A 22,086-nucleotide genomic window follows, 5' to 3' on the forward strand; every position below is an offset into this window, starting at 1 on the left:
GGCAGGCGCTAGAATGAACGCTGGACTCTCACCGCCCGCCCCCATGACTACCACTGCCCAACGCGCCTTCATCCTGTTCGTGCTCGTGCTGCTGATGGCGGCGACCCGGGTCAATCACTTCGCGGCGATCCCCGACGCATCCTGGGCGGTGTTCTTCATCGCCGGCTTCCACCTGCGCAGCTGGACGCGCTGGGCGTTCCCGCTGCTGATGGTGCTGGCGATCGTGATCGACGTGCTGGTGATCCGCGCCAGCGGCATCGGCTACTGGCAGCACTACTGCGTCTCGCCAGGCACCGCGCTGCTGGTGCCGGCCTACGCTGCGATGTGGGCCGGTGGCGCGCTGCTGCGCCAGGGTTACCGCAGCGCGGACTGGACCGCGCTGGCCAAGGCCGCGGCGCTGCTGGCGGCGGCGGTGGCGGTATGCCACCTGTTCGCGCAGAGCGGCTTCTACTGGACCAGCGACGTGGTCGCTGCACCCAGCGTGCAGGGCTGGGCGCAGAACTATGTGGACTGGTTCCTGCCCTACCTGCGTACCGCAGCGATCTACGTCGGCCTGGCGGCCGCGCTGCAGCTGGCCACCGAACAGGTCGTCAAGCTGCTGCACGCCCGCCACGACGCGCTGCACTGAGTCCGGCGCAGATGGGCAACCGGCTGTCGCGCATCTATACCCGCACCGGCGATGACGGCAGCACCGGCCTCGGCGACGGCAGCCGGGTGGCCAAGGATGCGGCACGGGTCAACGCCTTCGGCACCCTCGACGAGGCCAACTCGGCGCTGGGCGTGCTGTTGGCGGTGGCGCTGCCGGATGACGTGCGCGCCCTGCTCACCACCGTGCAGCACCAGCTGTTCGACCTGGGCGGCGAGCTGTGCATTCCCGGCCACGCCGCGATCCAGGCGGCCGACGTGGACGCACTGGAACGGCAGCTTGACCACTTCAACGCCGACCTGCCGGCGTTGAAGGAGTTCATCCTGCCCGGTGGCGGCGAAGCCGCCGCCCGTTGCCACCTGGCACGCGCCATCGTGCGCCGCGCCGAGCGCGAAACCGTCACCCTGGCCCGCCAGGAACCGGTGCGCGCCGAGGCGCTGCATTACCTCAACCGGCTGTCGGATCTGTTGTTCGTACTGGCCCGCGTGCTCGCCCGTGCCGACGGCCACGGCGAGGTCCTCTGGCAGCACACCCGCCGCCACGGCTGAGCCGCCCACCGTCCCGGAACCCTGTCCGCATGCTGGTTTTCACCCATCCCGCCTGTCTGCAACACGATCCCGGCCGCGGCCACCCCGAATGCCCCCAACGCCTGCAGGTGGTGCTCGATGCCCTGCGTGCCGCCTACCCCGACCAGCTCGACTGGCGCCAGGCACCGCCGGCCAAATTCGGCGAACTGGCCCGGGTGCACGACAGCGAGCTGATCGACCAGGTGCTGGCGCCGCAGACCGAGCCGCTGCGCCTGATCGACATGGACACGATGACCTCGCCCGGCTCGGCCAGCGCGGCACTGCACGCGGCCGGGGCCGGCGTGGCGGCCGTCGATGCGGTGATGCTGGGCGACGACCCGATGGCCTTCTGCGCGGTGCGCCCGCCTGGCCACCACGCCACCGCGACCACCGCGATGGGGTTCTGTCTCTTCAACAACATCGCCATCGCCGCCGCTTATGCGCGCGACCGCTACGGCCTGGAGCGGATCGCGGTGGTCGATTTCGACGTCCACCACGGCAACGGCACCCAGGACATCTTCGTGGCCGAGCCCCGCGTGGCCTACTACAGCACCCACCAGGCCGGCCTGTTCCCCAACTCGGGGCTGCGCCGCGACCGGGGCGCCGGCAACCTGCTCAACATCCTGCTGCCACCAGGCAGCGGCGGCTTCCGCTTCCGCAACACGTGGGCGGACGAGATGCTGCCGGCCATCGACGATTTCCGCCCGCAGCTGGTGCTGGTCTCGGCCGGCTTCGACGCCCACCTGCGCGATCCGCAGGCCGACCTGATGTTGGAAACCGATGATTTCGCCTGGATCACCGCTGAGCTGCGCACCCTGGCTCGTCGCCATGGCGGCGGTCGCATGGTGTCCATGCTGGAGGGCGGATACGACCTGCAGGCCCTCGCCGAATGTTCGGTCGCGCATGTGGGCGCGATGCTGTGACGATTGCCGGGCATGGCCCGGCACTACCGCCTTCCGGATGAACCTGAACCCTCGCCTGCGGCAGGCCTTCATTGCCCCTATGCAAGGGATGGGGCAAGCTACGATCCGTTTTCGTCCGAATCCGAATCCCGCGTGCGCCGAGCCCTCCGCCTGCTGCCTCTCCCCCTGAGCATTGCCATCTGCCTGCCGGCCATGGCCGACGACAAACCGGTGAACTGGGGCCTGTGCCCGGTGACCGATGTCCTGCCTGTCTTCCAGGACGCCCCCGTGGCGGACAAGGCCGCGGCCGAAACCCGCGACCAGCAACCCACCGATATCGAAGGCGACGCGCTGTTTGGTACCAGCACCGTGCCGCAGTACCAGGGCAACGTGGCGCTCAAGCGCGGCGACCAGTTCCTGGGCACGGACCACCTGAGCTTCGACACCGAAAGCGGCAACTACATCGCCGAAGGCAATGTCCGCTACCAGGATTCGTCGATCCGGATGACCGCCAAGCGCGCCGAAGGCAACCAGGAATCGGACACCCACAAGATCAGTGACATCCAGTACCAGCTGGTGGACCGGCGCGGCCACGGCGGCGCCGATTCGATCGACCTGCAGGGCTCGGTGGGCCAGATGCACCGGTCGACCTATACCACCTGTGATCCCTCGCAGCCGGTCTGGAAACTGTCGGCACCGCAGATCGACGTGGACAATGAAGAAGGCTTCGGTACCGCGCGCAACGCGGTGCTGCGCATCGGCAACGTGCCGGTGATGTGGGCACCGTACTTCAAGTTCCCGATCGACGACCGCCGCCAGACCGGCCTGCTCTACCCGCAGCTGGGCATGTCCGGGCGCAACGGCTTCGACTATGCCCAGCCGATCTACTTCAACCTGGCGCCGAACTACGACGACACCCTGACCCCGCGCTACATGAGCAAGCGCGGCCTGATGCTCGACAACGAGTTCCGCTATCTCTATGACGGCGGCCGTGGCGAACTGCAGACCGCCTACCTGCCCAATGACAAGCTGCGCGACAAGGACCGTGGCCAGGTCGAATACAGCGCTTACCACAACGTCAACAAGACCTGGCAGGCCCGCGCCAACATCGCCTGGGTGAGCGACGAGCGCTACACCGAGGATTTCTCCAGCAAGCTGCTGGGGGTGACCACCTCCAGCCTGCAGAGCCAGGTCGGCATCTACGGGACCGGCAAGAACTGGCGGGCCGGGCTGATGGCCGACTACTGGCAGCTCACCGACTACACCCTGACCGAGTCCTCACTGCCGTACGCGCGCCAACCGCGCCTGTTCGGGACCTGGGACAAGCCGTTGCTGCCCTGGCTGGAAGTGGGGGTGTACGCCGAGGCGGTCCACTTCACCCATGACGACGTCAACCAGAAGTTCGGCGCTGCCGGCGACTACGAACGCACGGGCGTGGTGACCCCGTATTACAACGGTTCGCGCCTGGACGTGAAGCCGTACGTGACGATGCCGTTCGCCGGCGCGTCCTGGTACGTCACCCCGACTCTGGCCTACCGCTACACCGGTTACGAGCTTGACCGCGGGCTTGCGGACCAGACCCGGCTGAAGGCATTGCGGGACGCGGGGATCACCAACCCCACGCCGGACCAGTTGCGCGGCAATACCTCGCCGCACCGCAGCGTGCCGATCGCCAGCCTGGACGCCGGCATGTTCTTCGACCGTGAGACCACCATCCGCGGCAAGGGCTACCTGCACACGCTGGAACCGCGCCTGTTTTACCTGCGCACGCCCTACCGCGACCAGAGCGACCTGCCGATCTTCGATACCCGCGACTTCACCTTCAGCTGGGGCCAGCTGTTCCGCGATTCCCGCTACACCGGCGCGGACCGCCAGAACGACGCCAACCAGCTGACCATGGCGCTGAGCACCCGCTTCATCAACCAGGAAACCGGTCGCGAGCGTTTCTCCGGCAGCATCGGCCAGATCCTGTACTTCGACGATTCGCGGGTGACCCTGCCGAACCAGCCCGCCCAGATCGAGCAGGGCAAGTCGGCCTGGATCGCCGACGCCAACTACGCCATCAACGACCGCTGGAACCTGGGCGCCACCTACCAGTGGGACCCCAAGTACAAGCGCGAGGACCTGGCCAGCGTGCGCGCACGCTACCTGATGTCCAACGACGGCATCATCAACCTGACCTACCGCCACCGCCTCAATGCGGCCGCCCCGGCCACCGCGACCAAGGAAGAACGCACCCTGCTGGAACAGGTGGACCTGTCCTTCCTGTACCCGATCAACGAAACCTGGAGCGTGGTGGGCCGCTACTACTACTCCATCGAAGACAAGGCACCGCTGGAAATCATCGGTGGCGTGCAGTGGGACAGCTGCTGCCTGGCCGTGCGCGCCCTGGCCCGCCGCTACGTGCGCAACCGCGAGGGCGAGCTGAACAACTCCTTCCAGATCGAGTTCGTGCTCAAGGGCCTGAGCTCCGTCGGCCAGAACACGGACCGCACTTTGCGCCGTGCTATTCTCGGGTACTACCGAGACGACCTCTATCTCGTGCCGCCCGCCAACACGGGCGCCCCCACGCGCGAAGACTACGATCCCAACCTGATCCCATGACCAAGACCTTCCCCGTCCTCCTCGCCTCCCTGATCGCGGTCAGCACCGTCTCCGCGCCGCTGCAGGTGCTGGCCCAGCAGGCCCAGTCGCTGGACCGCATTGCCGCCATCGTCGATGAAGATGTCGTGCTGCAGAGCGAGCTGGACCGTGCCATCGTCAACATCAAGGCCCAGTACGCCGGGCGCGAAGGCCAGCTGCCGCCCGATGACGTGCTCAGCCGCCAGGTGCTCGAGCGCCTGGTGCTGGTCAAGCTGCAGGTGACGCGCGCCGAAGGCAGCGGCATCAAGGTCAGCGACCAGGAGCTCAACCAGGCCCTGAACGCGATTGCCCAGCAGAACGGCTCCAACCTGGATGCCCTGCGCCAGCGCCTGGCCTCCGACGGCGTGGATTTCAACGACTTCCGCAGCTCGGTCCGCGATGAAATCATCGTGCAGCGCCTGCGCCAGAGCTTCGCGCAGAGCCGCATCAGCGTCAGCGAAGGTGAAGTGGATGCCGCGCTCAAGCAGGAAGCCACCGCCGGTACCCAGTACCACCTGGCCCACATCCTGATCGCCCTGCCGGAAGGCGCTACCGCCGAGCAGATCGCCACCGGCCAGAAGAAGGTCGAAGGCGTGAAGGGATTGCTGGACAAGGGCGAGCTGGACTTCAATGCCGCCGCGGTCCGCTACTCCGACAGCCCCAACGCGCTGGAAGGCGGCGACCTGGGCTGGCGTTCGCTGGATGAAATTCCCGGTGCGTTCGCGCAGATGATGACCGGCATGAAGGCGGGCGAGGTGGTGGGTCCGCTGCGCGGCCCAAGCGGCTTCCAGCTGCTCAAGCTGGTGGAAGTGCGCGATGCCAGTGCCGCCACCACGGGCCAGACCATCACCGAATACCATGGCCGCCACATCCTGGTGCGGGTCAACGACCAGCAGGACGACGCGACCGCCAAGGCCAAGATCGACTCGGTCCGGGCACGGATCGCCGGTGGTGCGGACTTCGAGGCCGAAGCCAAGGCCTCGTCCGAGGACACCAACAGCAAGGGCCAGGGCGGCGATCTGGGCTGGTTCCCTGTTGACGCCTTCGGCCCGGACTTCGGCAAGGAGGTGTCCGGCCTGAGCGACGGTGGCGTCAGCCCGCCGTTCCGTACCGACGCTGGCTGGCACATCGTGCAGCGCGTGGCCACCCGCCAGACCGATTCGGGCACCGACAACAAGCGTGCCCAGATCCGCGAGACCATCGGCCGCCGCAAGCTGGAAGAAGAGTACAACCGCTACCTGCAGGAACTGCGCGGCGAAGCCTACGTGGACCTGCGCACTGCGGCAGCCGCGCCGGCCGAGGCCGAGGCCCCGGCCCCGACCAAGCCCTGAGACGCTGGCGATGATCCCGCAGCTCGCTCTGGTACCGGGCGAGCCCGCCGGGATCGGCCCGGAACTCTGCCTTCGCCTGATCCAGCAGCCGCGCACCGATTGCCGGCTGCTGGCGTTCGCCGACCCGGATACCTTGCGGGCCGCCGCAGCGGCGCTGTCGCTGCCCCTGACCCTGTTGCCTGAAGATGCCATCGCCCGCCAGCCGGGCGATCTGCCGTTGCGGGAGGTGCCCAATGCGGTCCCCTCACGCTTCGGCCAGGTCGATCCGGCCAATGCCGGCGCGGTGATCGGCGCCCTGCTGCAGGCCGGCCAGGCGTGCCTGGACGGCCGCCTGCACGGGGTGGTCACCGGGCCGGTGCACAAGGCTGTCATCAACCAGGGCGGGATCGCCTACAGCGGCACCACCGAACTGCTGGCCGACCAGGCGGGTGCGGACGTGGTGATGATGCTGGCCAACGATATCGTCCGCGTGGCGCTGGCCACCACCCACCTGCCGCTGCGCGCGGTGGCCGATGCCATCACCCCTGAACGCCTTGCGCGCACGCTGCGGATCGTGGATGGCGCGCTGCGCGGGGCATTCGGCATCGCCGCGCCGCGGATCGCGGTGCTCGGGCTGAACCCGCACGCAGGCGAGGACGGGCACCTGGGCCGTGAAGAGCTGGACCTGATCATTCCGCTGCTCGCGCAGCTGCGTGCCGAGGGCATGGACCTAGTCGGGCCGCTGCCGGCCGATACGGCGTTCCTGCCGCAGAAGCTGGCCGGGTTCGACACGGTGCTGGCGATGTACCACGACCAGGGCCTGCCGGTACTCAAATACAGCGGTTTCGAGCAGGCGGTGAACATCACCCTGGGCCTGCCCTACCCCCGCGTTGCGGTCGACCACGGCACCGCGTTGGACCTGGCCGGACGCGGCATCGCCGACTCCTCCAGCCTGTTCGCCGCCACGCAATGGTGTGCCCGGCTGGCGCGCCAACGTACACTGGTGCCATGACTTCCCCGCATTCCCCCTCGGCCGCCGGGTTTACCGCTCCGGCCAAAAAGCAGCTGGGCCAGCACTTCCTGGCCGATCGCAGCTACATCGACAAGATCGTATTGGCGGTCAACCCGAAGGACGACGACCGCCTGGTCGAAATCGGCCCGGGCCAGGGCGCCATCACCCTGCCGCTGCTGCGCCGCCACCCGCGCCTGACCGTGATCGAATTCGATCGCGACCTGATCGCACCGCTGACCGCCGCCGCTGAACCGCTGGGCGAACTCACCATCGTGCACCGCGACGTGCTGCAGGTGAACTTCACCGAGCTGGCCGGCGACGGCCAGATCCGGCTGGTGGGCAACCTGCCCTACAACATCTCGTCGCCGATCCTGTTCCACGCCATGGACCATGCCGCGGTGATCCGCGACATGCACTTCATGCTGCAGAAGGAAGTGGTGGACCGCATGGCGGCCGACCCGGGCAGCAAGGTATACGGCCGGCTCAGCGTGATGCTGCAGGCCTGGTGCAAGGTCACCTCGTTGTTCGTGGTGCCGCCGGGCGCGTTCCGGCCGCCGCCGAAAGTCGACTCAGCCGTGGTCCGGCTGGTGCCGCGTGATCCGGCCACGGTGGGCATCATCGACCGCCGCCGCTTCGCGGATGTGGTCCGTGCTGCCTTCGGGCAGCGCCGCAAGACGCTGCGCAACGCACTGAACGGGGTGGTCACGCCCGAACAGTTCGAAGCAGCCGGGGTGCGCAGTGATGCGCGCGCCGAGCAGCTGGAAGTGGCGCAGTTCATCGCGTTGGCCAACGTGCCGCGCGCGGAAGATTGAAACTCCCACTAAACTGCCTGCATGAACGACGCTGCACACTATGCGATCTCGGTCGAGGTCGCCCCGCGCTTCCTCGATGACCAGTCCACGCCCGAGGACGGGCGTTTTGCATTCGCCTACACAATCCGCATCCACAATGGCGGCCGCGTGGCCGCGCGGCTGGTGGCCCGCCACTGGCGGATCACCGACGGCAACGGCCGGGTCGAGCACGTGGACGGCGATGGCGTCATCGGCGAACAGCCGCGGCTGCGCCCGGGTGAAGACTTCCGTTACACCTCCGGTGTCATGCTGGAAACCGAGCACGGCACGATGCAGGGGCATTACGACATGGTGGCCGACGATGGCACCGAGTTCGCAGCTCCCATCGCGCCATTCGTATTGACCATCCCGCGCACGCTGCACTGATGGAGGCGCACGCATGAGTGTCTGGGCCATCGGCGACCTGCAGGGCTGTTACGACGTGACCCAGCGTCTGCTGGAGAAGATCCGCTTCGACCCGGCGGTGGACACACTGTGGTTCTGTGGCGACCTGGTCAACCGTGGCGGCCAGTCGCTGGAAACGCTGCGGCTGGTGCATTCGCTGCGCGACCAGAGCGTGGTGGTGCTGGGCAACCACGATCTGTCGTTGCTGGCCGTTGGTGCCCGCACCGAGGAAGAGCAGCGCAAGGTCAACCCGGACCTGCTGCGGGTCGTGCAGGCCGAAGACCGCGATGTACTGCTCGAATGGCTGCGCCTGCAGAAGCTGGTGCACGTGGACCGCGAGCTGGGCTGGATGATGGTGCACGCGGGCCTGGCCCCGAAGTGGACTACGCAGCTGGCCGAGAAGCACGCCCGCGAGGTGGAGGTACAGCTGCACGGCAGCGGCTACCGCAAGCTGTTCCGCAACATGTACGGCGACAAGCCGGGCTGGTCGCCCGGGTTGGCCGGCTACGACCGTTCGCGGGCGATCATCAACCTGCTCACGCGCATGCGTTACTGCACGCCGCGTGGGCGGATCGGGATCGAGGACAAGGGCACGCCGGGCACGCAGGAACAAGGGCTTTACCCTTGGTTCGAGGTACCGGGCCGGGTCGAACGCGATCTGAAGATCGTGTGCGGGCACTGGTCGGCGCTGGGCCTGACGATCACCCAGGGCGTGCATGCGATCGACACCGGCGCGGTCTGGGGCGGCAAGCTCACGGCACTGCAGCTGGACACCGAAGAGCTGCGCGTGGTGCAGGTGCCGGGCCGCGATGTGCCCAAGCCGGTGACGCCGCCGCGCCCGCCGGTGCGGCGCAATGAGGACGAAGGCAGCAGCTCCAATGGCCGTCCCCCGCGTGGTCCGCGCAACAGCAACCGCGGCCCACGCCAGCAGCAGCCACGGCGCGCGCCCGAACCGAGCGGCAACGAAGGCAACAGCACGCCGACCACGGCGTGACGCGCATGCCGGCGTGACGCACGACGGCACTGCGGCACTGCGGCATTGGCGGCATCGTAGAGCCGGGCTCTGCCCGGCTGCAGTTGGATTCAGGCGAACGGCCCACAACCGCGAGTATCCCTGGCTTGGGCCGACAGCGCCACCGCTCAGCGCCTGACGTAATCTACGAAATCAAAGGCGAACGCGTGTTTGGCGTCGGCGTCATGGTGCTCGCGCGCGACTTCGGTCCACTGTTGTGGATCGACTTCGGGAAAATGCGTGTCGGCCGCTACCTCTGCATCTACCCAGGTCAGATGCAGGTCGGTGGCCTGGTCCAGCAGCTGGCGGAAGATCTCGCCGCCACCAATTACGCACAGCTCGTCGGCACCGACGGTTTCTGCGAACTCCTTTGCTTCTTCGATTGACGCCACTGCCTGCATGCCCTCGAACGGCACCTGGCCCGAACGGGTCAACACCAGGTTCGGTCGGCCGGGCAGCGCGCGGCCGAGCGACTGCGCGGTCTTGCGGCCCATCAGGATCGGCTTGCCCAGTGTCAGTGCCTTGAAGCGCTTCAGGTCGTCCGGCAGCTGCCAGGGCAGCTGGTTGTCCTGCCCGATGCCGTGGTCGCGGTCGAGGGCGACGATCAGGGAGAGCTTCATACCGCCACCGGCGCCTTGATCGCCGGGTGCGGGTGGTAGTCGTCGATGCGGATGTCGTCGAACTGGAAGCCGAACAGATCGGTCACCTCCGGGTTCAACCACAGCGTGGGCAGCGCGCGCGGTTCGCGCGCCAGCTGCTCACGGGCCTGCTCGTAATGGTTGGAATACAGGTGCGCATCGCCCAGGGTGTGTACGAAATCGCCGACCCCCAGGCCGGTGGCCTGCGCCACCATGTGGGTCAGCAGCGCGTAGCTGGCGATATTGAACGGCACGCCCAGGAAGATGTCGCCGCTGCGCTGGTACAGCTGGCAGCTCAGCTTGCCGTCCACTACATAGAACTGGAACAGGTTGTGGCAGGGCATCAGCGCCATCTGCGAGAGCTCGCCCACGTTCCAGGCGCTGACCACCAGCCGCCGCGAATCCGGGTTGCGCTTGATCTCGTCCACCAGCCACTGCATCTGGTCGATGCTGCCGCCGTCGGCCGTGGCCCAGCTGCGCCACTGCTTGCCGTAGACCGGGCCGAGGTCGCCGTTCGCGTCGGCCCATTCGTCCCAGATCCGCACCTGGTTGTCCTGCAGGTAGCCGATGTTGGTGTCGCCCTTCAGGAACCACAGCAGCTCGTGGATGATCGAGCGCAGGTGCAGCTTCTTGGTGGTGACCAGCGGGAAACCGTCGTTGAGGTTGAAGCGCATCTGCCAGCCGAACACGCTGCGGGTGCCGGTGCCGGTGCGGTCGGACTTTTCCGTGCCGTGTTCGAGCACGTGCTCGAGCAGGTCCAGGTACGCTTTCATGCCTTGCCCCCAGCAGCGGCAGGGGTGGCCGGCAGCACCGGCTGCAGCACCGGTGCGCGGCGCGACAGCACCAGCAGCACCAGGCCAAACGCGACCAGCGGCAGGCTCAGCAGCTGGCCGCGGGTGAACCAATCAAAGGCCAGGTACACGCCGTTGTCGGGCATGCGCACGAATTCCACCGCGAAGCGGAACACGCCGTACATCAGCGCGAACAGGCCCGACACCAGGTAACGGTGGCGCGGCGTGGCCGACACCGCCCACAGCACCGCGAACATCACCAGCCCTTCCAGCAGCGCTTCATACAGCTGCGACGGGTGGCGGGCGAACTGATTGAGCGCACCGGTGGCGAACTGCTCGCGCAGCGCCGGCATGTCCAGCTGGTCCAGCGGTGCCGGCAGGCCCGAGGGAAACACCACGCCCCAGGTGCCGTCGGTGTACTTGCCCCACAGCTCGGCGCCGATGAAGTTGCCGATGCGGCCGAAGCCCAGGCCCAGCGGCACCAGCGGCGCCATGAAGTCGATGGTATCGCCCAGGTGCAGGCGGTGCTTGCGCGACCAGTACCACGAGGCGAACAGCACGCCCAGCAGGCCGCCATGGAAGCTCATGCCGCCGTCCCAGACCTTGAACAGCAGCAGCGGGTTGTGCAGGAAATCGCCCAGCGCGTAGAACAGCATGTAACCCACGCGCCCCCCCACCACCACGCCGAGCATCGCGTAGAACAGCAGGTCGGAGAAGCCGTTGGCATCCACGCCCGGCAGGCGCCCCGCCGCGATGCGCCGCCGCCCCAGCCACCAGGCCGCGGTGAAGCCGAGCAGGTACATGATGCCGTACCAGTGCACCTTGACCGGCCCAAGCGAGATGGCGATGGGGTCGATGTCGTGGAAATAGATCATGGGCGATGCCTTGCAGGTAAGCGGCTATTCTCGGGCCAGCGCCACCGTACCTCAACCAAGCAGTTGAGGCGTATTGGGCAGGGCGTCATCCTGGGACCCGCTGCCGGGCCGATAGTGCCCGGCCAGCAGGTCCGATACCTCGGCGATGGCCAGCAGCACCGCGTCCTGCAGCACGCCGTTGCGCAGCTGCTGCTGCATGTGCGCGCAGACCGCCTGCCACTGCGCCTCGCCCACTCTGCCGCGCAGGCCACGGTCGGCCACCAGCTCGATGGCGTGGTCGGCCAGCAGCAGGTAGACCAGCACGCCGTTGTTCTGCTCGGTGTCCCAGGTGCGCAGCTGGGCGAAGGCATGTTCCGCCCGCTGGCGCGGCGTCACCCGCTGCCAGAGCGCCGTCAGCGGCAGGTCCGCTTCCACCGCGAACATGACCTGGCCGCCGTGGCGGCGTTCGCCTGCGGCGATCGCGTCGGTGATCGCCTGCAACGCAGCCGGCGGGAAGGTCCGCCGCAGCGACGGGGCGAACAGATGGCGCCACCAGCGCATCACCAGCCCCCCGAGGCGCCACCGCCTCCGGATCGCCCACCGCCACCGCCCCAGCCACCACCGCCGCCGAAGCCACCGCCCCCACCAAAGCCACCCCCGCCCCAACCGCTGTTGCGGGCGAAGCGGCCGACCCGGCCGGAGGAGAAGCCGACGAACAGCCCGATCAGCCCGGCCAGGCCGCTGGCCAGCCACAGCGAGGTGAACAGGAACGCGGCCACCGCCGCCCCGCCCCCACCCAGCAGCGCGCGCACCGGGCGCGGCAACCAGCCCAGCAGGGCACGGGCGAAGGTGCCAACGAAGAAGCCGATCACCAGGGCGACGGTGAAGCCGTCACCGCCGCTGCCGCGCGGCGCTGGGTTGGCGCTGACCGGGGCCGGCAGGTCCTCGCCATCGATCAGTTTGACCAGCGCCGCGGTACCGTCGGCCAGCCCGCCCGCGTAATCCCCGCTGCGGAAGTGCGGGGCCAGGTATTCCTGGATCACCCGGTTGGCGATGGCATCGGGAATGGCGCCTTCCAGCCCGTAGCCCGGCTCGATCCGCACCCGCCGGTCGTCCTTGGCCACCACCAGCAACACGCCATCGTCCACGCCCTTGCGGCCGATGTTCCACTGCTCGAACACCCGCTGGGTGTACTGCTCGATCGTCTCGGGCTGGGTGCTGGGCACCATCAGGATCTGCAGCTGGCTGCCCTTGCGCTGCTGCAGCGCCAGCGCCTGTGCTTCCAGCGCCTGCTTCTGCGTGGCATCCAGGGTGCCGGTGGTGTCCACCACCGGCGAGGTCAGCGGCGGAATTGCCGCGTCTGTCTGCGCCCACGCAGCCCCCGCCAGGCACAGGCCCAGCAGCAACAGCGCGCGCTGCAGCAGGCGGAGGTTCACCGGTTACTGGGCCGGCGCCGGGGCCTGCTGCGGCGGCGGCGCGGGGGCGGGGGCCGGGGCCGCGGGCTGCGCGCCGAACTTCACGGCCGGCGGCTGCGAGATCTGCGCTTCATTTTCCACGGTGAAGTTCGGTTTTTCCTTGTAGCCGAAGAGCTTGGCGGTGATCAGCTGCGGGAACGAGCGGACGTAGGTGTTGTAGTCCTGCACCTGCTGGATATAGCGGCCGCGGGCCACGGTGATGCGGTTCTCGGTGCCTTCCAGCTGCGCCTGCAGGTCGCGGAAGCCCTGGTCGGACTTCAGGTTGGGGTAGTTTTCGGTGACCACCAGCAGCCGCGACAGCGCACCGCTCAGCTCGCCCTGTGCCTGCTGGAACTGCTTGAGCGAGTCGGCATCATCGGCGTTCACGTTGACCTGGCCCACCCGCGCGCGGGCGTTGGTCACATCGGTCAGCACCTGGCGTTCCTGGTTGGCATAGCCTTCCACGGTCTGCACCAGGTTGGGGATCAGGTCGGCACGGCGCTTGTACTGGTTGAGCACCTCGGCCCAGCCGGCCTTGACCTGTTCATCCTTCTGCTGGATGGAGTTGTAACCACAACCGGACAACAGGCTGGCCAGAAGCGCCAGCAGGATCAGTCGGGTGGATGTACGCATGGCCGGCTCCGGAATCGGGTGGTCGGGAGCCGGAGAATGCCATGAATAGGGGTGAATTCGCCGTTAGGGTCGCCTCGCGCGCCCCGCCCCCTGAGTCAGGGGGCGGCGGCGTCCCCTTACCAGTTGCCCGCACCCGGCACGTGGTGCGCCAACGCGCGGCGGCGCATCAGCAGGTTCAGCCACTCCACCAGCACCGAGAAGCCCATGGCGGCGTAGATGTAGGGCTTGGGCACGTGCACGTCCAGCCCGTCCAGGATCAGCACCGCACCGATCAGCAGGATGAAGGCCAGGGCCAGCATCTTCACCGTCGGGTTGGCGTCGATGAAACGGCCCAGCGGGTTGGCCGCCAACAGCATGACCGCCACTGACAGCAGAATGGCCGCGACCATCACCGGTACGTGGTCGGCAATGCCGACCGCGGTGATCACCGAGTCCAGCGAGAACACGATGTCAATGATGGCGATCTGCGCGATCACCATGCCGAACACGGCCGAGGCCTTGGTGGTGGTGGGATCTTCGTCTTCGCCGCCGGTGATCAGCTCGCGGATTTCCATGCCGCCCTTGATGATCAGGAACAGGCCACCGAGGATCAGCACCAGGTCGCGGATGGAGATGCCCATGCCGGCCACGGTGAACAGGTTGGCCTGCATGTGCGCCAGGTAGGCCAGCGAGACCAGCAGCAGGATGCGGGTGATGCACGCCACCGCGATGCCGAGCTTGCGCGCGAACGGACGGCGCGCTTCGGGCAGCTTGCTCACGGCGATGGAGATGAACACCAGGTTGTCGATGCCGAGCACGATTTCCAGTGCGCTCAGGGTCAACAGGGTCAACCAGACGTTCGGGTCGGACAGCAGCTCAAGCAACATGGACCAGGATCCTTACCAAGGGGGAGAACGATACGTGGGGCGCGTCAGAACACGCGCGGCGCCAGGACCAGGCCCCAGCACAACAGAACATTCATCATCAGCACGAACACCGCCGCCGAGCCCATGTCCTTGGCGCGGCCAGCCAGCTCATGGAATTCGGCGCCGTAGCGTTCGATCACCGCTTCAATCGCCGAATTGGCCAGTTCCATGGCCAGCACCAGCAGCATCGAGCCGATCATCAGCGCGCGCTCGACCGGGGTCTGGCCCAGCCAGAACGCCAGCGGTGCCAGCACGATCAGCAGGTAGACCTCCAGCCGGAACGAGGACTCGTGCAGCCAGGCAGCCCGCAGGCCCTGCCAGGACCACACCGCGGCCTTGAAGATGCGCTTGGGGCCGCGCGGCATGTGCCCGATTTCATCAGCCACGCAGGGACACTCCGCAGCGGGAAGGGAAGCAGGACAGCAGGTGCGGGGCACGACAAGGGGTCATGGGCAGCGCGGCAGGCGTTGAAGAATCGGACATTTTGCCACACGGGGGGGCCTGACCGGCCAACCGCCATCGCGCGCCCGGCCTAGAATGACCGTACGCATCCATGGAGCCGTTCATGTCCCAGCGTTTCGCCCGTCCCCTGCTGCTCGCCCTGGCGCTGACCGCCAGCCTGCCCGCCCTGGCCCTCACGCCTTCGCCCGCGCCGGCGCCGGCGCCGCCAGAGGTTCCGGCCCAGGTGTCGAACGTGGCCTGGGCCGGCGACATGGCCGCCTTCGCCAAGGCCGACGCCGCCACCCCGCCGCCGCGCGGCGGCATCGAATTCATCGGCAGCTCTTCGATCCGGATGTGGGACACGCTGGCGGCCGATTTCCCGGGCCAGCAGGTATTCAACCGCGGCTTCGGCGGGTCCGAAGTGCGCGACAGCACCTGGTATGCCGGGCAGATACTCATCCCCTACGCGCCCTGCAAGGTGTTCTTCTACGCAGGTGACAACGACCTCAACAGCGGCCGTACGCCTACCCAGGTGCGCGACGACGTGGTGGCGTTCGTGCAGCGCGTGCACCGCGACCTGCCGAAGACCACCGTCGAGGTGATCTCGATCAAGCCCAGCCCGTCGCGCGCGCAGCTGCTGCCGGCGGTGCAGGAGGCAAACGGGTTGATCCAGCAGGCCTTGGCCAAACTGCCCAACACCGGCTACACCGACATCTACACCCCGATGCTGGGCGAGGATGGCCAGCCGCGCGCGGCGTTGTTCCGGGAAGACATGCTGCATATGACGGCGGATGGGTATGCGATCTGGCGCGATGCGTTGGCACCGAAAGTGCAGTGTGACGCGGTGAAGCGGTAAGAGCGCGTGTTGTTCGCGGTCATGCGTTAAAGGGCCGATCAGCAAGGTCGGCGGTCGTTTGGGAACCGACCCTACCGCGCTCGCTCACCTGCACGCAGGCAATGGAAACGCCGTCGCTCTACGCTTTTACGGGTCAGCGGTAAATGATCGTGGCCTGGGTGCCGACGCCGGGTTCGCTGGTCAGCGCGATCTTCCAGCCGAAGCGGTCGCACAGGCGGCGCACGATCGACAGGCCCAGGCCCGTGCCCTGCGGCCGGCTGGGTTCGGCGCGGTAGAACGGCTCGAACGCGCGCGACAGCGCTTCGGCTGACATGCCGATGCCGGTATCGCGCACCACCACGCGGTCGTCCAGCACGTCCACGTCGATGCGACCTTCATCGGTGTAGCTGCACGCGTTGCGCAGCAGGTTGCTGACCACCACCTGCAGCACCCGCGGCGGCGCGTGCAGGTGCACCGGCGCCCCGCTGTGCAGGTGGATCTCGACCGGCCGGCCGGCGATCAGCTCGCGCGCGTTGTCGATCTCGTAACGCACGATCTCGTTGACATCGAACAGCTCGATCTGCGGCTCCACGTCCGCCTCGCGCGCGAGGATCAGGAACGCATCGATCACCGCCTCCATGTCGCGCCCCGCGCGCTGGATGCGGTTCAGGCCGCGGCGCAGCCGCGGCGTCATGTCCTGGTCGCCCAAGGCCATGTCACTGGCTACCCGGATCACCGTCAGTGGCGTGCGCAGTTCATGGCTCGCATCGCGGGTGAAGTTGCGTTCGCGCGCCACGTGCGCGGTGACTCGCGTGGCCAGCGAATGCAGTGCCGCCGCCAGCTGCCGCGTTTCGCCCTGCATGTCCGCCGGCAGCTTTTCCGGTGCCAGGTCCGATGCTTCCGGATGGCCCGGGTTCCAGCGCGATACCCGCCGCGCCAGCCAGTTCACCGGCGAGACCAGCCGCTTCGAGGCGCGGTAGGTGATCCACGAGGCGCCATACACCGCCAGCAGCGTCAGCAGCACCGGGACGATGCCGAACCAGAACGCCAGCATTTCCGCGCGCGAACGCAGGAACACCAGGTACAACTGCCCCTCCGCGCGCGCGTCGACCAGCACCAGCTGGTCGTCGGCCTCCAACTCGTGGAAGCCGGGTGCCAGCGTGCGCAGGTTGGGCGGCAGGCTCAGCGCCGACTGCCCCGTTTCCAGCAGGTAGCCGCGGATGTTGCGCGTGTTCGGCGGCGGCTGCGCGGGCGAGGCCGCGTGCAGGTCCCAGAAGTAGGTCGCTTCTTCCTGCAGCGCGCTGCTGACCAGGCTGTGCTTGATCACCAGCGACACCAGCCAGGCACCCAGCAGGATGCCCAGGCTGGCCAGGACGGCCTGCAGGATGAAGACAATGCGGATCTTGCGCGGCAGACCGTGCGGCATTACGAAATCCAGGTCGGGTCGCCGCGATTATAGGAAAGCGCGCCGTTATTCCATCGTGCAAGCAATGACGATGCCCCGGCAGGTGCCGGGGCATCGTGTACACCGAAGCCGGCAAAGGCCGGTGCCGTCGTGCGCCCTGCCGTGTGGCGCATCAGCTCATGGGCTGGGCGATATCGGCAATGCGGTAGCCGGCGCTCTGCACGGTGTGCAGCAGTGGGCGGTCGAACGGCTTGTCGATGATCTTGCGCAGGTTGTACAGATGGCTGCGCAGGGTGTCCGAATCGGGCAGGCCATTGCCCCATATCTCGCGTTCGATTTCCTGGCGGGTCACCACGCGCGGGGATTCGCGCATCAGGATGGTGAGCAGGCGCAGGCCGATGGGCGAGAGCTGCAGCTCGGTCCCCGCACGCGTGGCGCGCATGCTGACCGGGTCCAGCACCAGGTCGGCGACCTTCAGCACTTCCGATCCCACCTGGCGACGTTCGCGCCGGATCAGCGCGCGCAGGCGGGCTTCCAGCTCCTGGATCGCGAACGGCTTGGTGAGGTAATCGTCGGCGCCGAAGCCCAGGCCGGTGAGCTTGTCATCGAGCGTATCGCGCGCGGTCAGCATCAGCACCGGCGTCGACTTGCGCGCATCGTTGCGCAACCGGCGGCAGACTTCGATGCCGTCCAGCCGCGGCAGCATCAGGTCCAGCACCACCACGTCGTAACTGTTTTCAGCCGCCAGACGATAGCCATCCAGCCCGTCCTGGGCATAGTCCACCTCGAACCCACGGCCTTCCAGGTATTCCCCGATCATCTCGGAGATATTGCGGTTGTCTTCGACCACCAGCACCAGGCCGGAGGTTTCCTTTGTCTGACGCATGGGAGTCCCTCTTTCTTCAGCTTTGTGAAACATGCCGGATCGTCGGTGGAGGCGATGTGAAGCCGCTCACAGATTATTTCGGCGGGGCGTTCAGCAAGGGCTTGAGCAGCGGCCAGACGTTGTCCAGCACCTTCGGCTGGGCCGCGGCAGTAGGGTGCAGGCCGTCGCCCTGCATCAGCCCCGGCTGCAGGGCCACCCCCTCCAGCAGGAACGGCAGCAGGGCCACCTTGTACTGGCTGGCCAGGCCCGCATAGCTCTGGCGCAGGCGATCCCGGTAGGCGGGCCCGTAGTTGGGAGGTACGTCGATGCCCAGCAGCAGCACCTTGGCACCGGCCTTCTGGCTGGCCACGATCATCTGCTCCAGGTTGCCGCGCAGCTGCGCCGGGGTGAGCCCACGCAGCGCGTCATTGCCGCCCAGTTCAATCACCACCACCGACGGCCGGTGCTTGTCCAGCAGCGCCGGCAGCCGGGTCAGCGCACCGGCCGTGGTTTCGCCGCTGATGCTGGCGTTGATGATCGCCGGCGGCGGCGTGATCTGCTGGCTAACCCGCTGCTGAAGCAGGTTTACCCAGCCCGAAGCGGCCGGGATATTGTGGGCGGCACTGAGGCTATCGCCGACCACCAGCACCGCGTGCCGGGTGTCCGTACCTTTGGCACACGCCAGCGCAGGCAACAGCAGCAACCCTGCCAGCAACCAGACCACCTGGGCCGCGCGGCCCGCCCACTTTGCTCGGTACATTGGAGAATCCTCATCGACAGCCTGTCCCCCCGCAGCGCGCCCGTCGCCATCGCCGCCCACAACGTGGGCAAGTCCGCACGTGGCCCGGAGGGTGAAGTCCACATACTGGACAACATTGACATGACCGTCCATGAAGGCGAGAGCGTGGCCATCGTCGGCGCGTCCGGTTCGGGCAAGACCACCCTGCTCGGCCTGCTGGCCGGACTGGACCTGCCCAGCCGCGGCGAGATCGCCCTGGCCGGAGCCACGCTGGGCGCACTGGATGAGGAAGCCCGCGCGCAGCTGCGCGCGCGCGAAGTCGGCTTCGTGTTCCAGAGCTTCCACCTGCTGCCGGCGCTGACCGCCGAAGAGAACATCGCGCTGCCACTGGAACTGGCCGGGCGCGAAGATGCCGCGCGGGTGCGCGAGGTGCTGGCCCAGGTCGGGCTGAGCCACCGCGCACGCCACTACCCGCGCCAGCTGTCCGGCGGCGAGCAGCAGCGCGTGGCGCTGGCGCGGGCATTCGTGGCGCGGCCGCGCATCCTGTTTGCCGACGAGCCCACCGGCAGCCTGGACCAGGCCACCGGGCAGCAGATCAGCGACCTGCTGTTCGCGCTCAACGCCACCAGCGATACCACGCTGGTGCTGGTCACCCATGACCTGCGCCTGGCCCAGCGTTGCGAACGCATCTACCGGCTCGATGGCGGCCGCCTGGTCGATGCCGCCGGAATCAGCGCATGAACGTCCTGCGCCATGCAGGGCGCGCGCTGCGCCGGGAATTCCTGGCCGGCGACCTGCTCACCGTGTTCGCCGCGCTGGTGCTGGGCGTGGCCGTGATGACTGCGGTGGGCACGCTGGTCAACCGGGTCACGCTGGCGTTGACCAGCAGCGCCGCGGAAATGCTCGGCGGCGACCTCGGCCTGGGCGGGCGCGAGGACGTGCCGCAGGCGTTTGCCGACGAGGCACGTGCGCGCGGCCTGGCCAGCACGCGCATGGTCAGCTTCCCCAGCGTGCTGTTCCATGGCGATGAAAGCCAGATGGCCAACATCAAAGCGGTCAGTGCCGGCTATCCGCTGCGCGGCGAACTGCGGGTCAGTCGCGCCTCCGGCGGCGCCGGCGAAGTGGCCGGCACCCCCGCGGCGGGCGAAGCGTATGCCGATCCCCGCTTGATGCAGGCGTTGGGACTGCAGGTGGGCGATGCACTCGAGTTCGGCGCCGGCACGCTCACCGTGACCCGCGTGCTGCAGGCCGAACCCGATACCTCCGGCGAGCTGATGCAGCTGTCGCCGCCGCTGCTGGTCAACCGGGTCGACGTGGACCGCGCCGGCCTGCTCGGTCCAGGCAGCCGCGCCTCGTACCGGATGATGTTCGCCGGCAACACCGACGCCATTGCCGACTTCCGCGGCTGGCTGCAGCCGCGCGCCAAGGGCCTGCGCATTGTCGGCATCGCCGATGCGCAGCGTGGCGTGCGCGGCGCGTTCGACCTGGCCGGCCGCTTCCTGTCGCTGGCCGCGCTGCTGGCGGTGCTGCTCGCGGGCGTCGCCACCGCCCTGGCGGCCAACCGCTTCGCGCTGCGCCGGATCGACCAGGTGGCGGTGCTGCGCTGCCTGGGCGCACGCCAGCGCGACATCCTCAGCGCGATGGCGCTGCAGCTGGTGCTGCTGGCGGTCCCGGCCTGCCTGGTCGGGATCGGGTTGGGCATGGTCGCGCAGGCCGGGCTGGTACAGGCGCTGGGTGGGCTGATTCCGGGCCGCTTGCCACTGCCGCAGGCGACCCCGGCGCTGAGCGGGGCCGGGATCGGGCTGGTGCTGCTGCTCGGCTTCGGCCTGCCGCCGCTGCTGCGGCTGCGCAAGGTGCCGCCGATGCGGGTGCTCAACCGCAGCTTCGCGACCCTGCCGCCCAGCTCGCTGCTGGTCTATGCCGCTGCGCTGGCAGCCACGGTGGCGCTGACCGTACAGGCCACGGGCGATGTGCGGCTGGCGGCCTGGGTGCTGGGCGGGCTGGCCGCGCTGGCACTGCTGGCCGGCGCGGCCGGTGCGGCCCTGCTGTGGCTGCTGCGCGGCCTGCAGCCACGCCTGCGTGGGCGCTGGAAGCTGGGCCTGGCCGCCCTTACCCGGCGCCGCGGGCTGGCGGTGATGCAGCTGGTGGGGCTGTCGCTGTCGCTGTGCGCGCTGTTGCTGCTGTCGGTGATCGGCCCGGGGCTGCTGGCCCAGTGGCGCGACCGCCTGCCCAGCGATACACCCAACTACTTCCTGATGAACATCCAGCCCGAACAACGCCAGCCCGTGCTGGCCGCACTGGGCGCGCTGGGCGTGGATTCACCGGGGATCGAGCCGTTCAGTACCGGGCGGCTGCTGGCGGTCAACGACAAACCGCCGCAGCGGCAGGCACGCGAAGACAACAGCAACGATGACGACGATGCCAATCGCCCGGTCAACTTTTCCTGGCGGCATGACTTCCCTCCGGCCAATACCCTGTTGAGTGGTACGTACTGGGCACCCGGCAGCACCGCCCCCGAAGCGTCCATCGAACAGGGCTGGGCCGAACGTTACGGGATGACGCTGGGCGACACCGTGACCCTGCAGATGGGCGAGCAGGAACGGCGTTTCACGGTGACCAGCATCCGCAAGGCCGACTGGGATTCGTTCCGGGTGAACTTCTTCCTTCTGCTCAACGAAGGTGCGGTGGGCGATGCGCCCTACAACCTGATCACCGCGTTCCACCTGCCCCGCGAACAGGCGCCAGCGCTGGCCGGCCTGACCCGTGAGTACCCGAACATTTCCCTGCTGGATATCGACAGCATCCTGCAGCGGGTGCGCGAGGTGGTGGACCGGGTGACCCAGGCCGTGCAGCTGGTGATGGGCTTCAGCCTACTGGCCGGGGTGCTGGTGCTGCTGGCGGCGCTGCAGGCCACCGCCGGCGAGCGCCGCTACGACAGCGCGGTGCTGCGCACCCTGGGCGCCACCCGCACCCAGCTGCGCGGCGCGGTGCTGGTCGAGTTCGGCGCGCTGGGGCTGCTGTCCTCGCTGTTGGCGGTGGGCACCGCCGCGCTGCTGGGCAGCGTGGTGGCCCGGCAGGTGTTTGAACTGCAGCTCAGCCCGCCGTGGGGCCCCCTGCTGGTCGGCGGCGCGCTGGGCGTGGCGCTGAGCACGCTGGCCGGCTGGTGGGGCACCCGCCGGATCCTGCATACGCCACCAGCGCTGGCGTTGCGCGAGGCCTGA

Annotated in this window: 23 protein-coding genes; 12 read left to right on the forward strand and 11 right to left on the reverse strand. The window is 68.2% G+C overall.

Annotated elements, in window-relative coordinates; genetic code table 11:
• Positions 1-43: 43 nt before the first annotated feature.
• From J7J08_RS10130 to J7J08_RS10170, 9 genes are all read left to right on the forward strand, one after another.
• Positions 44-628 (forward strand): hypothetical protein, encoded by a 585-nt coding sequence (locus J7J08_RS10130; RefSeq protein ID WP_214904775.1) that lies wholly within the window; start codon positions 44-46, stop codon positions 626-628.
• Between the two features lie 11 nt (positions 629-639).
• A complete protein-coding gene (locus J7J08_RS10135; RefSeq protein ID WP_214904777.1) occupies positions 640-1,194 on the forward strand; it encodes a cob(I)yrinic acid a,c-diamide adenosyltransferase in 555 nt (184 codons plus the stop codon).
• Between the two features lie 29 nt (positions 1,195-1,223).
• Complete coding sequence (locus tag J7J08_RS10140; protein WP_214904779.1) at positions 1,224-2,135, forward strand: histone deacetylase family protein; 912 nt, start codon at positions 1,224-1,226, stop codon at positions 2,133-2,135.
• A gap of 132 nt (positions 2,136-2,267) precedes the next feature.
• Entirely contained in the window at positions 2,268-4,718 is a 2,451-nt protein-coding gene (gene lptD / locus J7J08_RS10145; protein ID WP_214904781.1) for an LPS-assembly protein LptD, read from the forward strand.
• The gene (locus tag J7J08_RS10150; RefSeq protein ID WP_214904783.1) at positions 4,715-6,067 is read left to right on the forward strand and encodes a peptidylprolyl isomerase; all 1,353 of its coding nucleotides are present in this window, start codon (positions 4,715-4,717) and stop codon (positions 6,065-6,067) included. The genes lptD and J7J08_RS10150 overlap by 4 nt, the downstream gene beginning before the upstream one ends.
• Positions 6,068-6,077: 10 nt before the next feature.
• Positions 6,078-7,058 carry a 4-hydroxythreonine-4-phosphate dehydrogenase PdxA gene (gene pdxA, locus J7J08_RS10155; RefSeq protein WP_214904785.1) on the forward strand — a complete coding sequence of 327 codons (981 nt, stop codon included), beginning with the start codon at positions 6,078-6,080 and terminating at the stop codon, positions 7,056-7,058.
• Positions 7,055-7,870, forward strand: a complete 816-nt coding sequence (gene rsmA, locus J7J08_RS10160; protein ID WP_214904788.1) for a 16S rRNA (adenine(1518)-N(6)/adenine(1519)-N(6))-dimethyltransferase RsmA — start codon at positions 7,055-7,057, stop codon at positions 7,868-7,870. Before pdxA ends, rsmA begins: the two co-directional genes overlap by 4 nt.
• A 21-nt stretch (positions 7,871-7,891) precedes the next feature.
• Positions 7,892-8,275: a Co2+/Mg2+ efflux protein ApaG gene (gene apaG, locus J7J08_RS10165; protein WP_214904791.1), complete on the forward strand. Its 384-nt coding sequence runs from the start codon at positions 7,892-7,894 to the stop codon at positions 8,273-8,275.
• Between the two features lie 13 nt (positions 8,276-8,288).
• Positions 8,289-9,287 carry a symmetrical bis(5'-nucleosyl)-tetraphosphatase gene (locus J7J08_RS10170; RefSeq protein ID WP_214904794.1) on the forward strand — a complete coding sequence of 333 codons (999 nt, stop codon included), beginning with the start codon at positions 8,289-8,291 and terminating at the stop codon, positions 9,285-9,287.
• A gap of 146 nt (positions 9,288-9,433) precedes the next feature.
• On the opposite strand, the gene J7J08_RS10175 is transcribed toward J7J08_RS10170, so the two are convergent.
• From J7J08_RS10175 to J7J08_RS10210, 8 genes are all read right to left on the reverse strand, one after another.
• Positions 9,434-9,925: a dihydrofolate reductase gene (locus tag J7J08_RS10175; protein WP_214904799.1), complete on the reverse strand. Its 492-nt coding sequence runs from the start codon at positions 9,923-9,925 to the stop codon at positions 9,434-9,436.
• Positions 9,922-10,716, reverse strand: coding sequence for a thymidylate synthase (locus tag J7J08_RS10180; protein ID WP_214904802.1), 795 nt, complete (start codon positions 10,714-10,716; stop codon positions 9,922-9,924). The genes J7J08_RS10175 and J7J08_RS10180 overlap by 4 nt, the downstream gene beginning before the upstream one ends.
• Complete coding sequence (gene lgt / locus J7J08_RS10185) at positions 10,713-11,609, reverse strand: prolipoprotein diacylglyceryl transferase (protein WP_214904805.1); 897 nt, start codon at positions 11,607-11,609, stop codon at positions 10,713-10,715. Before lgt ends, J7J08_RS10180 begins: the two co-directional genes overlap by 4 nt.
• Positions 11,610-11,660: 51 nt before the next feature.
• The gene (locus J7J08_RS10190; protein ID WP_214904807.1) at positions 11,661-12,149 is read right to left on the reverse strand and encodes a TPM domain-containing protein; all 489 of its coding nucleotides are present in this window, start codon (positions 12,147-12,149) and stop codon (positions 11,661-11,663) included.
• Complete coding sequence (locus J7J08_RS10195) at positions 12,149-13,024, reverse strand: TPM domain-containing protein (RefSeq protein ID WP_214904809.1); 876 nt, start codon at positions 13,022-13,024, stop codon at positions 12,149-12,151. Before J7J08_RS10195 ends, J7J08_RS10190 begins: the two co-directional genes overlap by 1 nt.
• 3 nt (positions 13,025-13,027) lie before the next feature.
• The gene (locus J7J08_RS10200; protein WP_214904811.1) at positions 13,028-13,675 is read right to left on the reverse strand and encodes a LemA family protein; all 648 of its coding nucleotides are present in this window, start codon (positions 13,673-13,675) and stop codon (positions 13,028-13,030) included.
• Positions 13,676-13,791: 116 nt separating this feature from the next.
• Positions 13,792-14,541, reverse strand: coding sequence for a TerC family protein (locus tag J7J08_RS10205; protein WP_214904813.1), 750 nt, complete (start codon positions 14,539-14,541; stop codon positions 13,792-13,794).
• A 44-nt stretch (positions 14,542-14,585) separates the two neighbouring features.
• A complete protein-coding gene (locus J7J08_RS10210; protein WP_214904815.1) occupies positions 14,586-14,966 on the reverse strand; it encodes a diacylglycerol kinase in 381 nt (126 codons plus the stop codon).
• A 179-nt stretch (positions 14,967-15,145) separates the two neighbouring features.
• Here J7J08_RS10210 and J7J08_RS10215 point away from each other — a divergent pair, with 179 nt between their 5' ends.
• Entirely contained in the window at positions 15,146-15,877 is a 732-nt protein-coding gene (locus J7J08_RS10215; protein WP_214904819.1) for an SGNH/GDSL hydrolase family protein, read from the forward strand.
• 133 nt (positions 15,878-16,010) lie between these two features.
• On the opposite strand, the gene J7J08_RS10220 is transcribed toward J7J08_RS10215, so the two are convergent.
• The 3 genes from J7J08_RS10220 to J7J08_RS10230 form a co-directional block, all read right to left on the reverse strand.
• Positions 16,011-17,282: a HAMP domain-containing sensor histidine kinase gene (locus J7J08_RS10220; RefSeq protein ID WP_214904822.1), complete on the reverse strand. Its 1,272-nt coding sequence runs from the start codon at positions 17,280-17,282 to the stop codon at positions 16,011-16,013.
• A gap of 151 nt (positions 17,283-17,433) precedes the next feature.
• A complete protein-coding gene (locus tag J7J08_RS10225) occupies positions 17,434-18,147 on the reverse strand; it encodes a response regulator transcription factor (RefSeq protein ID WP_019182442.1) in 714 nt (237 codons plus the stop codon).
• A gap of 73 nt (positions 18,148-18,220) precedes the next feature.
• Positions 18,221-18,886 (reverse strand): arylesterase, encoded by a 666-nt coding sequence (locus J7J08_RS10230; RefSeq protein ID WP_214904825.1) that lies wholly within the window; start codon positions 18,884-18,886, stop codon positions 18,221-18,223.
• 120 nt (positions 18,887-19,006) lie between these two features.
• Here J7J08_RS10230 and J7J08_RS10235 point away from each other — a divergent pair, with 120 nt between their 5' ends.
• Both J7J08_RS10235 and J7J08_RS10240 read left to right on the forward strand, forming a co-directional pair.
• The gene (locus J7J08_RS10235; protein ID WP_214904828.1) at positions 19,007-19,606 is read left to right on the forward strand and encodes an ATP-binding cassette domain-containing protein; all 600 of its coding nucleotides are present in this window, start codon (positions 19,007-19,009) and stop codon (positions 19,604-19,606) included.
• Positions 19,603-22,086 carry an FtsX-like permease family protein gene (locus J7J08_RS10240; RefSeq protein ID WP_214904831.1) on the forward strand — a complete coding sequence of 828 codons (2,484 nt, stop codon included), beginning with the start codon at positions 19,603-19,605 and terminating at the stop codon, positions 22,084-22,086. Before J7J08_RS10235 ends, J7J08_RS10240 begins: the two co-directional genes overlap by 4 nt.

The sequence above is a fragment of the Stenotrophomonas sp. ISL-67 genome (assembly GCF_018612915.1).
Taxonomy (GTDB): Bacteria; Pseudomonadota; Gammaproteobacteria; order Xanthomonadales; family Xanthomonadaceae; genus Stenotrophomonas.